This is a genomic window from uncultured Nostoc sp., assembly GCF_964245445.1.
GTDB lineage: Bacteria > Cyanobacteriota > Cyanobacteriia > Cyanobacteriales > Nostocaceae > Nostoc.
Genome location: NZ_CAXTNE010000160.1, coordinates 1 through 13281, shown reverse-complemented (window position 1 = coordinate 13281; position 13281 = coordinate 1). Strand labels below are relative to the sequence as shown.

Annotated in this window: 11 protein-coding genes; 4 read left to right on the top strand and 7 right to left on the bottom strand. The window is 40.2% G+C overall.

All coding sequences use genetic code 11. The features are described 5' to 3' along the window. Positions 1-388 precede the first annotated feature (388 nt). The 3 genes from ACFE90_RS23500 to ACFE90_RS23490 all read right to left on the bottom strand — a co-directional run bounded on the left by ACFE90_RS23500 (position 389) and on the right by ACFE90_RS23490 (position 3399). The gene (locus ACFE90_RS23500; RefSeq protein WP_375504818.1) at positions 389-1252 is read right to left on the bottom strand and encodes an alpha/beta fold hydrolase; all 864 of its coding nucleotides are present in this window, start codon (positions 1250-1252) and stop codon (positions 389-391) included. Positions 1253-1501: 249 nt separating this feature from the next. After that, positions 1502-3070 carry a sodium/solute symporter gene (locus tag ACFE90_RS23495; protein ID WP_375504816.1) on the bottom strand — a complete coding sequence of 523 codons (1569 nt, stop codon included), beginning with the start codon at positions 3068-3070 and terminating at the stop codon, positions 1502-1504. A gap of 53 nt (positions 3071-3123) precedes the next feature. Further along, complete coding sequence (locus ACFE90_RS23490) at positions 3124-3399, bottom strand: DUF485 domain-containing protein (RefSeq protein ID WP_375504814.1); 276 nt, start codon at positions 3397-3399, stop codon at positions 3124-3126. 505 nt (positions 3400-3904) lie between these two features. Between ACFE90_RS23490 and ACFE90_RS23485 the strand changes: the two genes are divergently transcribed. Next, complete coding sequence (locus tag ACFE90_RS23485) at positions 3905-4516, top strand: site-2 protease family protein (RefSeq protein ID WP_375504812.1); 612 nt, start codon at positions 3905-3907, stop codon at positions 4514-4516. Positions 4517-4624: 108 nt separating this feature from the next. Here ACFE90_RS23485 and ACFE90_RS23480 read toward each other — a convergent pair whose 3' ends face one another. From ACFE90_RS23480 to ACFE90_RS23465, 4 genes are all read right to left on the bottom strand, one after another. Next, positions 4625-6016 (bottom strand): hypothetical protein, encoded by a 1392-nt coding sequence (locus tag ACFE90_RS23480; protein WP_375504810.1) that lies wholly within the window; start codon positions 6014-6016, stop codon positions 4625-4627. 373 nt (positions 6017-6389) lie between these two features. After that, positions 6390-8060 carry a phosphatidylglycerol lysyltransferase domain-containing protein gene (locus ACFE90_RS23475; RefSeq protein WP_375504808.1) on the bottom strand — a complete coding sequence of 557 codons (1671 nt, stop codon included), beginning with the start codon at positions 8058-8060 and terminating at the stop codon, positions 6390-6392. A 219-nt stretch (positions 8061-8279) separates the two neighbouring features. Continuing rightward, on the bottom strand, positions 8280-9188 hold the full coding sequence (locus ACFE90_RS23470) for an alpha/beta hydrolase (RefSeq protein ID WP_375504806.1): 909 nt from the start codon (positions 9186-9188) through the stop codon (positions 8280-8282). A 136-nt stretch (positions 9189-9324) separates the two neighbouring features. Further along, entirely contained in the window at positions 9325-10302 is a 978-nt protein-coding gene (locus ACFE90_RS23465) for an alpha/beta hydrolase (RefSeq protein ID WP_375504804.1), read from the bottom strand. 127 nt (positions 10303-10429) lie between these two features. On the opposite strand from ACFE90_RS23465, the gene ACFE90_RS23460 reads away from it, so the two are divergent. The 3 genes from ACFE90_RS23460 to ACFE90_RS23450 all read left to right on the top strand — a co-directional run. Continuing rightward, positions 10430-11371 (top strand): lysylphosphatidylglycerol synthase domain-containing protein, encoded by a 942-nt coding sequence (locus ACFE90_RS23460; RefSeq protein ID WP_375504802.1) that lies wholly within the window; start codon positions 10430-10432, stop codon positions 11369-11371. Between the two features lie 156 nt (positions 11372-11527). After that, positions 11528-11902, top strand: coding sequence for a hypothetical protein (locus ACFE90_RS23455; protein ID WP_375504800.1), 375 nt, complete (start codon positions 11528-11530; stop codon positions 11900-11902). A 78-nt stretch (positions 11903-11980) separates the two neighbouring features. Then, the coding region (locus ACFE90_RS23450; protein WP_375504797.1) for an NB-ARC domain-containing protein at positions 11981-13281 on the top strand (1301 nt) is incomplete at its 3' end.

Here is a 13281-nt window from a genome sequence, read left to right as displayed (position 1 = left end):
GGGAAATGCCCGCGCCACCAATGGAGACAAGCAGGGAGCGCTCAAAGACTTACAACAAGCCGCAAGCATTTTTCAAAGTCAGGGTAACAACGACTTATATGAACAAGTGATGAAAAACATCAAAGAACTTGGACAGTAGGGAAAAGCAGGGTTTCTTAGTGGTACTTAGACAAAAAATACCGAAAAAAGAGCATCAAATCTATATACAGAAAGACCTTAACATCGTTTTGCTTAGTTTATTGACATATCTGGATTTGGGCTATTTTTTAGTATTTGGTGTATTTCCCTTACCCTGCATGGGCTTAAAGCTTATTTTTCCCTCAAAAATGTTTAAGTTCCGCTAAGAGACTAAGCAGATTTAAAAACGTACCTCATCAGGTCGGGACCGCTATAAACCTTTGCTATGCAGCCAACTGATAAACAAGTCAGCAATAGCTAAGTTACCGTGTTCAAGCATTTGCATATGACCATGACCAGGGAGTCCAACTTCAGGAAGCCAAATAAAATCACCCCGAAAGTATTTTGCAGTTTCTGCATCTACCTCACGAGGATGGCGCGGGTCTTGGTCGCCTGTAATCACACATATGGGAATATCAAATAGTACTTGGAGATGGCAAATATAAAGCCCTTGTCCTTCAACATTTCTACGCTGGTTGCTAATTCGTGCGCTCTCAGGGACTAAACTACAAAAGTAATTCTCAAATACCTCTTGCGGAAAATTATCTGAGTTAGTGAAGTATTTTTTAGTTTCTTCACGCGACTGAATACGTGGACGGTCTTCGGGAAAAGCTTCATCAGAGTCTTTTGTGATGACTGGTAATAGATTGGCTGGTGGCGCTGGTGAAATGCCTACAATAGCTTTAACAAGTTTGGGATGGGTTTGTGCTGTCTGCCAACCAACGATACCAGACATACTATGGGTAAGAATGACAGCTGGGCCAATTTGTTGGAGTAGCGCCACAGTAGCATTAATTACCCGTTGATATGGCATCGTCGGAAAATCTGGGACAAAGCCTGATCGACCATGCCCTGGCCAGTCAACAATGTAGGTTTTCCAGCCTTGTTCTGTCAGATATACTGCCCAACCTTTGCGATTATCGGGTGTTTTGACAAAGCAAGTACCTGTATGAAAGGCGCCGTGTAAAAGCACAATAGGAACTGAATTTCGGTCTTTCCTTGGTTGGTAATATTGAATGAACATTTGGTACGGAATATCACCAACAAGGAATTCTGTTTCAGTGTATGAACTCATTTAAAGAAAAGACTTAAATCTTTACGGCAATGTTAATGGCTTACTTGCGACAAAAAACCATCAACTGAAATTTTGAACAGTTGCTCTTGGCGAATTTTATCAAAGTTAGGGTCAGTTTTGGCAACTTATGTAAATTGTTGGTGCAGCCTCTCCAAGAGTTGAGAAGGCATCGCAGAACTTTTCAGTCTACTGACAGTAATTCTGAGCGGCGAAAGCCGCCGCTTAGACTTGTTTATGCTTTGACATTCATCACATCCCAGAACCAATGTGGATGCGATCCTCAACTTCCGCAAATTTTTCCTGTGCCTGCTGTTCAGTACTCAATAGTGAAACGACGATCGCCACAATAAACGCCAGTGGGATACTGATTAATCCAGGATTTTTAAGTGGAAACGGTGCAGAAGCGTGCTTGAGAATCGTTACTTGAATAGTAGGTGACAAATAAATCAGCACTAAAGAGGAGATAGTTCCTACTAACATACTCGCAACCGCACCGTTGGTAGTGAAGCGTCGCCAAAGCATGGATAAGAGCAATGCTGGGAAGTTTGCACTAGCAGCGATCGCAAATGCTAAACCTACCATATAAGCCACGTTTTGCCCTTTAAACAAGATGCCCAGAAATATCGCCACTAATCCCAAAAGCATTGTTGCACCGCGAGCCACCTTCAGCTGTTCTGACTCATCAGCATGACCCGATCGCACCACATTCACCCACAAATCGTGGGACAATGCAGCTGCACCTGAGAGTGTCAACCCAGCGACAACCGCCAAAATCGTCGCAAAGGAAACAGCAGCAATAAAGCCTAAGAAAGCATCACCACCGAGAAATTCTGCCAACATCGGCGCAGCCATATTACCACCAGTACCAATTTGCTTAATGGCATCTTGACCTACTAACACCATTGCTCCAAAGCCCAGGATGAAGGTAAGGAGATAAAAAACGCCAATAATAGCTGTGGCGTAAGTAACAGAGAGCCGCGCTGCTTTGGCGTCGGGTACTGTGTAAAAACGCATTAGGATGTGGGGTAATCCAGCAGTGCCGAACATTAACGACATCCCCAAAGAGATCGCATCAAAGGGATCAGAAACTAGTTTGCCCGGAGCTAATACACCTGTATACTTCTGGGATGCAGCAGCGAAAAGAGCGATCGGGTTAAAGTCAAATCGTGCCAGTACCAAGATAGCTAGCAAAATTGTTCCGCCAAGCAACAGAACTGCTTTGATAATTTGTACCCAAGTGGTGGCAATCATCCCGCCAAAAATCACATAAGCCATCATCACGCAACCGACGAGGACCACAGCTAATTCATAATCAAAACCAAACAATAGTTTGATTAGCTCACCAGCACCTACCATCTGGGCAATTAAGTAAAAACTAATCACTACCAGCGTTCCAATCGCAGAGGCGATACGTACAGGTTTTTGCTGCAAGCGATAAGCCACCACATCGGCAAAAGTGTATTTACCTAAGTTACGTAATGGTTCTGCAATTAAGAACATCACAATCGGCCAACCCACCAAGAAGCCGATAGAATAAATTAAGCCGTCAAAGCCGTTGAGTGCCACCAGCCCAGCGATACCTAAAAAGCTAGCTGCACTCATGAAGTCTCCTGCTAGGGCCAGCCCATTTTGGAAACCGCTAATCTTACCGCCAGCTGTATAGAACTGTGCCGTATTTTTAGTGAGCTTTGCCGCCCAATAGGTAATGCCTAGAGAACTTACAACAAACAGAAAGAAGAAAGCGATCGCCAACGGGTTAAACTTACCAAGACTGGTAATATCCGCCGCTAGTGGCAGATCGAACCACACACTATTCATGCTTTTTTGGTTTAGTATTTTGGATTTGGAACTAGAAATTGCTAATAGCTAATTTACTTACGCGTCAACCTTGCGATTTGATCGTCGTAACTGCTATTTGCCCAACGTACATAGATAAAAATTAATACCCATGCCGAGACAATTACCAACGCCCCTAGCAAAATTCCGAGGCTGAGGCCAGGAACTACTAATGACCCCAACAGGGGCTTATTGAACGCGATTAATAGGATAAAGCCAAAGTAAATAAACATCATGGCTCCACTGAGAATCAGGGATACCCGCCAACGTTCAGCTGCGAGAGCTTGGAGAGCCTTTATGCGATCGTTCATGTCTTCCTTTAGGTTGAGAAGATTAGGTCAGATTGTCTCATTGAAGCTGATTTCTGCATAATTTTCTTAAAGATTATTAGTAAATCTATTGCCATATCAGGTAATAAAACTAACTTTGCCAAGTGATATACCAAAATAACAAGACAATAGTGGCTCTGCTTTAAGTCAGAGAAACATAAAACTAGCTAATATATCCAGTTATTTGTGATTTCACTGAATTTTTAAATATTTTTTATACTTATTGAATTGAGTATTAAAACAGAAATTGAATTTTTATATACTAAAAAATAAAATAAATACGTATTTACTACCAGGCTTTAAAATCCTTCAAGTGTTATGAAATGTTTTTTTAAGTTATCAAATCAACTGAGATTAATAAAAGTAGTAAATTTTGATTTATAAAATATACCAGAAATCACCCTAGCAGGTTATGTAAATATTTTAATAAATTTATATCAACAGCTTGTTATTACACAGATGGGGCATTACCAAAATTTATTAAAGTATGTTTATCCAAACACTAATCACAGACCCGATTCATTTTTTCAGAATCGTTGTAATTGTCATATTCTCCATCACTTTGCATGAACTTGCTCACGGCTGGGCTGCGATGAGTCAGGGAGATAACACTCCCCAACAAACTGGTCATCTCACGCTCAATCCTGTAGTTCACATGGGTAAGGAATCGATCATTTTTCTCTGTCTCATGGGTATAGCTTGGGGACAAATGCCCATCAATCCATCTAAGTTTCGCTCTGGCAAGCTAGGCAATATTTTGGTATCAGCCGCAGGCCCATTGTCGAATCTTGCTTTAGGCATTTTATTTATTGGGATGCTTAAATTTCTCTCTAATCCGAGTCTTTCAAAACTTTTGAGTGGGGAATTCCTTTACTTAGCAGCTCAAATTAATTTGACCTTATTTCTGTTTAATCTGCTGCCAATTCCACCACTCGACGGCTTTCATGTCTTCAGTGAGATTTTTCCTCAGCTAAAGCCACTAAAATATAGCCAATTCGGAGTTTTTGCAATGATGCTTCTATTTATAATTCCAGAATTTGGGATGGGACTTAGTGGCATTGCTCATTTGCTTATTCAGTCGGCGCTTGGGGGAGAATGAGCAGTTTCTTAAGCAAAAATAGATTATTTCTATAGTAATCCTATTTGATTTGTGATAATTGAAAACCACAGAAACCCGACTTTTTTGAAGAGTCGGGGTTCTTGTTGTTCACGAAGGATTTAGGATAGCCACCTTTTTACTGTAATATTCAGTTTTGGCATAGATGCTGATAATACTATCACCAACTGTAAAAAAAGTACCTTGTTGCTCATCTTTAGAGAATTGCAAATTTGGGTATTTAGCAGCAGCTTCTTCAGCAGTCATGGGTTTTACTTTCATTTCTTTTGGCAATACTCCATTACAACCAATGTAAAATACTAAGGGAGATATCCTGTCTTGGTAAATTTTCTCTACATATTCTTCTAACTTGGTATTCGCTGCCGTCAAAGCTGCAATCATTTCCTCTTTGCTGATCTGCTTTCCAGGTTGTTTATGCTGCAACAACTGCGCCAAACTATCAGCACCAACTTTCTTAAGAATACTTACGACTATGCCATTTTGCTCAAGCCCAAGAAAATCATCAAAAATTGGTTTCATCAACTCGTCAACTTTTGTAATCTTGGTGCGTGATGATAGTAGCCTGCGCCGAACAGCGAGATTTTCATTCAATGCGATCGCAAAAGTAGGCTTTATGATAATTTCTCCAGTGATTTTATCATAAATACGATACATTCTATTCAGAAATTTGTTAGCCGAATGAAACTTACTGAGGTTAAGAATATCTTGACTACCAATATCAATTTTATAGCTCAATCTTGAGTCAAGAGTACCATTAACTAGAGCTTCATTGATGTCCGTGTATTCATTAGTTGTAGGAAAGTTGATGTAAACATTTTTAGACAGATAGTGCTTTTTAAACTCATCTAACTGTCCTGCTACAAATACATCTGACTCCTTTCTTAAGTAAGCAGAAATAATACTAGTAAGTACTTTAATTTCTGCAAGTTCATTGAATAGTCCATCAATGCTGCTGTAACGACTATTTGCAGCTACAAGCGGAAAGTTATCTAACTGAATAGTATGTTCAGCACGGAAGTCAAAATCTTCTGCATCTAACACACCCTTTTCTTTGAGCAAGTCAAAGGCTTTTTTACTGCTGATTTTGATTTGTAAGGACTTTACGTTTATTTTGCCGTCACCCACAATTGTGTAATTATTAAAGCTATTGAGGTCATTTACTAGCAAACCTGCTACCTCAATAGTGGGGGTTTGGTCTTCAAATTTGGCTAGTTTGACCTTACGTTTGATAAGCATATTGATAGTAGCAGTATTGCGATTAAACTGAAACTCGCCCATACCAACATACTCAGCATTATCTATATTTTCTGTTCGCAACCAAGGCTGAAGCAGTTCGCCATTTTCATTTCTCACACCTTTAACGCGCTTGATACCTGTTCTTTGATAATGTTCTTGCAGGTGCTTGATATTGACGATAATATTGTTGCAATATTGAGCAAAAATTTGGATTAGTTCTACCAGAGAAATTTTATTATTCGTCATATTGCTACCTTCCAGATAAAGGTCAAGAATCTTTTAAAGCCTGTTAAACTGTGCAAAATTGAAGGGCAAACCCACAAGAAATTGATGCCAAAATGCTAAATTTTGCACATACCACACAACTATTGTCTGTTCATGATTGCATTCACGAACTAGCTAATATCGCATTTAGTTACTACAAACTTTGGGCATCGCCTGGTAAACTTTGCGTTGCATACTTACCGGATATTCTTTATAGTACAATTGTATCATAAAAAGGCAAAGTTGTGTAGGCGTAGCCTGTGATAGACATCGCCTTGCAATGAAGTGTTATGGTATTGCTGAACGTCAGAATAGATGCGTTATAACCTTTACGCCTATTATTTTTTTCCCACATTTAGGCTCCGGGTTTGAAATAATCGAAGAGGCGATCGCCTGAATCTGCGCGAATCAATGCTACAACTACATCTGGTAAGGCAGCTAAACTCGGGTAAACCAAATAACGTGGTTCCCAACGGGGGCGGAACTTCTCTCTATAGGCGTGCAGTCCCTTGAAATTGTAAAAGCGATTCAAATGCCCGTATAGATAGTGCAATACTTTCTCTAAGCGGCGTGATTCTGGGTTGTCTCCAACTCCCGCAAGGGCAGAAAGACCGAAATTAAAGCTATCGTAGCCACCCTCTTTAAAATGTTGAAGCAGGGAAATAAATAGAAAGTCCATTGTGCCATTTTCGATGGATGCACGATGTCGCATCATGTCAATAGTGGCTTCGTTGAGTTGGTACTCCCGCAGTATGTTGGCAAAGGCACTGATGTTACCTTCAGGATTATGCACCACAGCAATCTCACACTCTCGTAGGTAAGCTTCGTCAAACCAACCCAAAGAAAAGTGTTTTTCCGAACCTTGTACCATTTTTAGCCATTCATCACTTACAGATTTGAGCAGGTGCAATAAATCATTGGCGATGGGTGGTTGGTAAAACTCGATTTGGTATCCTAGCTTAGTTAAACGACTGATTGATGGTCTAAAGTTTTTACCGGCTTTACCTTGCAACGTAAAACTTTTCAGGTCAACGATCGCTTCTTCTCCAATCTTGAGTACCTTAAACCCCAACGACTTGTAAAGTTCAACATCATCGGGCAAAGTTTGGTAAAAACCAGGATACCAGTCGTTGCGTTGGCAAAACTGCCGGAAAGCAACAATTGTCTCTTTGCGATCTTCAATGGGGCCGATGGGATCTCCTAATGCGATCGCACCCCGTCCCTTGGGAACATAAGCAATTAAACTATTACCTGAAGGGCTGAAATAATAACTTTTATCATTTAAGAGTGTGAACGCTGCTAAAGAAGAACATCCATATTGTTCGACAATTTCTTCAGCTCTTTTTCGCTCATTTGGCGTTGCTAGATTCCGCCAAAACACAGGTTGTAATAGCATAACCATTGCATACGTAATAGTAACTGCGGCAATAACATAGATAGAATTAGCAAAAAATTCTCCAAATTGGCTCTTTGGTTGCAGTCCCCAATTATCCTCGGTGAAGAACATCGCCAAAGTCTGAACTATGGCTTCACGCCAATTAAAATTCTCTGAAAACTTGCCGTCTAACAAGTAAAATCCAATAGTTCCGTATGCCAGGGTAAATAATAAAGCGCCTATCAACGCTCGAACTCCCCGTGCGATGGAAGGACGGTCTGATTGCGCTGTGAAAAAATGGCGCATCAAGATTAATTGCACCAGCAAAACTCCAGAGAGTAGACTTTCTTCATAGTCCAGTCCCTTCAGCAAGTGGCTGAAAATGGAAATCACTAGTAAACCAATGGTAAGTAACCAGGCTATTCTTTTGCGACGTAATAAATTAGTCGCAAGTGCTAATAAAACAAACCCAGTCAGGGCTGCAAATATATGACCACTGGCTCGGATTTCAAATGGTAAAAATTCCTTCAACCAGTGATTTCGCCCATATAGGTTAGGTGTCACTGCTGATAATAAATTTACTACTCCGACTAAACCTGTAAGGAAAGCTGCACTCCAAAGTCCAATCTGAGTTTTTAAATTCTTGGTCATTAGTCTAAAAGTATTAATTAGGAATTAGTAGTTATAAGCTAAGAGTTTTGGCTCTCCCACTCTCTTGATGGACTAAAATAATTAACAAAGCAGTTTTCTCGCTGAGTTAATTATAAGGATTTTTTAATGTTTTAAATTTTATCCATAACACCTTAATTTTAATTCCGTAGCACAAGGGGAGCGGTAAAACCTAATTTTTAAAATTTTAACTCGTAACTCCTAATTTTTAACTCCGAATTTTTTAAACTGTTCCCCTACATAGGAGAGGGAATCTTTAAGATGCTTGTGGAAGTAGTTCCAGCCTATATCAGCACCAGACAAACCATGACCTCCTGGAAACGCATAAAATACGTGAGCAATGCCTAATTTATTTAAGGTTTCGTTGAAATCTTTGGTAGAAGCCAGCAAATTAGTATCATTCAGACCCGCATCTAGGTAAACACGCAATCGCTTCCTATCTTCAATTGGTAATTGTTGCACGATTTGTTGGGGGCTATTTTGCGAACCGCTATTATCGGTAAAATAACCGCTATGACTAAACAGAATGTAGAAGTTGTTGAGATGGCGCAACCCGATATTAAAAGCCCCCCATCCTCCAGAAGAAAGACCCCCCAATGCCCAAAACTGGGGTTCTTCTAAAGTGCGGTAGCGCGACTTGACAATTTGCACTAATTCTAAACCAATTAAAGTCCCTACTTTGCCATTTGGCCCATCAAAATAATCGGGGTCGTATAAAGGACTGGAACCGCGATTATCATTACCATCAGGTGTAATTACAATTGATGGCGGTAATTTTCCACTTTGATAAAGCTCATGCAATACATCTAAGACTGCATATTTATCAGCATAAGCACGGGCGTCATCATGACCACCATGTAGTAAGAATATTACCGGATACCGCTTTTGCTGATTTTTATTATAACCAGGCGGCAAAATCACGCCATAGTTGCGGACTGCACCCATCGCTTGGGAGTTAAAGGTTGCTAATTGAAACTTCAGCCCAGTATTTACCTCTTCTTGGGGCGGGTCTAGTTGTGGCGCACCTAAGATGAATACATAATAATAACCAGCAGTAGTAAGGAGTGCGATCGCTCCTAGCAAACTAATTAAAAATTTAGAAATCTTCATATCGCTTTATGTGTAAAAAACTACCTCCATTAGAACTTACTATAGTTAATCTACTGAAAAATTGCCCCTGAGTTTTCCACATTGATGTTTAAATATCAACGAATTTCCAAAATAGGATGATTTTTATTGGGAATTGCTAATGATTTTGACTATTTTTATTCTGATTAACACCTAACTTCTCAGCCTTATGTGCTATTTCAGCAACTCGAAATTGTTCCCCCACAAATATCAACGAATCGGATAAATGTTCCCGCCAGTATTTCCAAGTGTGACTACCAGGAAACTGACGAAACAAATTATAAACTTTTAGCTTGTCTAGTACTTGGCTAAAATTTTGAGCTTCCTTAATTTCTTCAATATCTGATGTACCAGAATCTAAATAAATTCGCAATTTTTTTTGAGCTTGTAAAGGAATGGTTTTGATATAAGTTATTGGGCTATTCATTGGTCCACTTTTATCATGAAAATAACCGCTATGACTAAATAAAATTGAGAAACGATCTAGGTTATGTAATCCCACATTCATTGCTCCCCAACCACCAGAAGATAAACCACCCATCGCCCAAAAATCTGGATTGTTTAGTGTACGATAACGGCTTTGCACAACTTTTACCAACTCATCCCCCACGGCTGTAGAGACTTTACCGTTAGGGCCATCAATATATTCGGGATCTCGGTGGGGGCTAGAGCCACGTTTGTCGTTGCCGTCTGGTGTGATAATGATGCTGGGTGGCAACTTACCCTTAGCATAAAGTTGTTCCACAGTTTTGAGAGCTTGTCCCTTATTCTGATTAAACCAATCAGTGGAATTACCATGTCCACCGTGGAGGAGAAATATTACAGGATAGCTTTGTTTTGGGTTTTGCTCATAACCAGGGGGTAAAGAAACGCCGTAGGTCCGACTTGCGCCCATTACCTGACTAGTGTATGTTTCAATTTTGTAGGTTAGGGGAGTAGCTGAGTCGCTAGTATTAGAGTGGGTTGGAAGAACGGAAGGCGTTGTTTGTAAATCCTGCTGTTGCGGTGGTTTTGCTACGGTACTTTGGGAGAAATTACAGCCAACTAGAGTTAATACTGAAAGTAGCAAGAGAATTTTAGATTGTTTGTAGTTCATCTATTGGGTAGTCGGTGTTTGCCTACAAAAGTTTATGCAAATAATATGTCAATGCTGTGTCAACAGGATGGAAACTTTACGACTGGTTGTAAATTAAAAGTCAAGAGTTAGGATAAGTTTCTTCATAATGCTTAAAAAGCTGCGACTCAATTTCAGTTCTTTGTTTGGCTTGTTGCTGCTGGTGCTTTGCCTATGGGCGATCGCTAACGAATTGCATGAGTATAATTATCGTGATATCTTCAACTCCCTAGCAGCAATTCCCAAAAGCCGTTTAAGCTGGGCAATTTGGTTGACAGCTTTGGGTTATCTCGTGATGATTGGGTACGATATCTTAGGTTTTAGCTACATTAATCGTTCCCTAAGTTGGAACAAAATTGCTCTAACCAACTTTATTAGCTCTGCATTTAGTAATACCATCGGTTTTGCCTTGCTAACTGGCAGTGCTATCCGTTATCGATTTTATGCTAATTGGGGAGTTTCAGCAGTTGCGATCGCTCAAGTAATTGCTTTCGCAAATTTTACTTTTTGGTTGGGGATGTTTGCTGTTGCAGGTTTCTTGTTTCTCATCAACCCCCTTAAAATTCCTGCTCAAATACATTTACCTTTTGCTACTGTGCGTCCCATCGGCGTGATTTTTCTGCTATTAGTCGCTATCTATTTAATTGGAAGTATTTTTATTAAACAACCGTTAAGAATTTGGGGGCAAGAATTTCGATTTCCTTCTTTTCAAATATCCCTGGCTCAAATAGCAATTTCTAGTTTTGACTGGATTCTTGCGGCGGCAGTTCTTTATGCTTTACTTCCTAGCAATATATCTTTGTCATATCTAGACTTTTTAGGCATTTATTTACTAGCGATGTTTGCAGGTGTGGTTAGTAATGTCCCTGGTGGTTTGGGAGTATTTGAAACTATAATTTTACTGATTCTTTCCTCAAAAGTTTCGGCGGCAGTAGTTTTGGGTTCAATGTTAGCTTATCGGGGAGTCTACTATTTCTTACCTTTGCTAGTAGCAGCAGGTTTGCTAGGGCTTTATGAGATTAGATTTAGAACCGGAAAGTTACAAAAATGAATCAACGATAAAGCAATATGTGAAAGTTTATAATTTTTGTTGAGGCGATCGCTAAACAAAGTTTTATAACTTCTTCTGTTATTTGTTCTCCGTTACCTGTTTAGAGTTTGTTAGACTGAGAACCATAAGTAAAATCTCGTGTATTTTGGGAAACTTATGGAGCCAGTATCATTGACAGCTGCTGCGATCGCCACTTTGGTAATCACCAAAGCCTTTGAAAAAACTGGTGAAATCATCGGCGAAAAGGCTTGGGACGAAGGCGAGAAGTTGTTAGTTCTGCTGAAACGCAAGGAACCTAGCACGGCGAAGGTTATCGAACAGGCTAAAACACAACCTTTAAATTATGGTCAAGCTTATCTTATTGGGCAGCAGGTAGAGGAAGCGGCAAAGAAAGATGATGAAATTGCTCAAGCTGTCGCAGCATTGGCTAAAGAAGCTCAACCGCAATTGACTCAAACAATTGAAAACTATAAAGGGATAATCATTAAAGGCGGAACTAATACTGTTTCTGGCAATACCTTTAACTTCTGACTACAGTCGCCTGAAGGGGAACGGGCAAAGTTAAATCCCTCTACTGAAATACCGCAAAATTTGCCCTTGAGTGGGGTGGTGGAATTTGTTGGACGTGAAGAAGAATTGCAAAATCTCCATCAACTTTTGCAGGATAATAAGCAAGTAACCATTGCTGCTATTTCTGGTATGGGTGGAGTTGGTAAAACAGAACTCGTCCTACAATATGCCATCCAGCACCGCGAAACATATAACGGCGGGTTTTGCTGGTTGCTACCAAAAACTGGAGATGTGGGCATTCAAGTTGTGCAGTTTGCCAGAACGCAGCTTGACTTAAACCCGCCAGAGAATTTAACAGAAGATTCTAACCAAAAATTACTCGCGCAAGTCCAATATTGCTTTCGGCATTGGCGTGAGGGTGATGTGCTGCTAGTGTTGGATGATGTCAGCGACTACGAGCAAGTTAAGCCTTACTTACAGTCGCTACCTTCTCGGTTTAAAGTATTGATGACTACACGCCAGAACTTGGGACGCATCGCACAGTTAGCTTTGGATGTGCTGCAACCAGAGGCGGCGTTGGAGTTATTAAGGTCTTTACTCAAAGAAACACCAGAGCGAATTGAGCGAGAATTAGTTATAGCAAATCAGTTATGTGAGTGGCTGGGATATTTACCTTTGGGTGTGGAATTAGTGGGGCGCTATCTGGCGCGGAAACAGGATTTATCTTTAGCAGAAATGTTGCGACGGTTAGAGAATAAGCGATTAGATGAGCGTTCCCTCTCTAAATCTAAGTCGGAAGATGATATGACAGCACAACGAGGTGTGTTAGCAGCCTTTGAGTTGAGTTGGCAAGAATTAGAGGACGACGATAAACAATTGGGTTGTTTATTGAGTTTATTTGCCGCCGCACCCATACTTTGGAAGTTGGTAGAACAGTGTTTACCAGAGGAAGATATCGAAGATTTAGAAGAAATTAGAGATGATAAGTTGCTGAATCTGCATTTACTCCAGCGCAAAGGTGAGGGAATTTATCAATTGCATCCACTGTTGCGGGAATTTTTCCAATATAAGCTTACAGATTTAGAACAGGCAGAAGAATTAAAGCGATCGCTTTGCAGGGTAATGGTAACAGTTGCAAAGGAGATTCCTGATTATCTTACCCTTAAGCAAATCACTGATGTTTCTCCCGCCATACCTCATATAGCTGAAGTAGCTAAGAATCTTATTCAATATGTCAGTGATGATGATTTACCCTGGCCTTTTGTCGGTAACGCTCAATTTTATGATAATCAAGGATTGTATGACAAAGCAGCACCTTGGTATAAGCAGTGTCTAGAAATCATTAAAAAACGTTTGGGAGAAGAACATCCAAATGTTGCATCTATCCTCAACAACCTAGC

Bases quoted from the DNA above. Each gene is read 5' to 3' on its own strand.
- ACFE90_RS23500 (WP_375504818.1), bottom strand. From the start codon at position 1,252: ATGAGTTCATACACTGAAACAGAATTCCTTGTTGGTGATATTCCGTAC.
- ACFE90_RS23495 (WP_375504816.1), bottom strand. From the start codon at position 3,070: ATGAATAGTGTGTGGTTCGATCTGCCACTAGCGGCGGATATTACCAGT.
- ACFE90_RS23490 (WP_375504814.1), bottom strand. From the start codon at position 3,399: ATGAACGATCGCATAAAGGCTCTCCAAGCTCTCGCAGCTGAACGTTGG.
- ACFE90_RS23485 (WP_375504812.1), top strand. From the start codon at position 3,905: ATGTTTATCCAAACACTAATCACAGACCCGATTCATTTTTTCAGAATC.
- ACFE90_RS23480 (WP_375504810.1), bottom strand. From the start codon at position 6,016: ATGACGAATAATAAAATTTCTCTGGTAGAACTAATCCAAATTTTTGCT.
- ACFE90_RS23475 (WP_375504808.1), bottom strand. From the start codon at position 8,060: ATGACCAAGAATTTAAAAACTCAGATTGGACTTTGGAGTGCAGCTTTC.
- ACFE90_RS23470 (WP_375504806.1), bottom strand. From the start codon at position 9,188: ATGAAGATTTCTAAATTTTTAATTAGTTTGCTAGGAGCGATCGCACTC.
- ACFE90_RS23465 (WP_375504804.1), bottom strand. From the start codon at position 10,302: ATGAACTACAAACAATCTAAAATTCTCTTGCTACTTTCAGTATTAACT.
- ACFE90_RS23460 (WP_375504802.1), top strand. From the start codon at position 10,430: ATGCTTAAAAAGCTGCGACTCAATTTCAGTTCTTTGTTTGGCTTGTTG.
- ACFE90_RS23455 (WP_375504800.1), top strand. From the start codon at position 11,528: ATGGAGCCAGTATCATTGACAGCTGCTGCGATCGCCACTTTGGTAATC.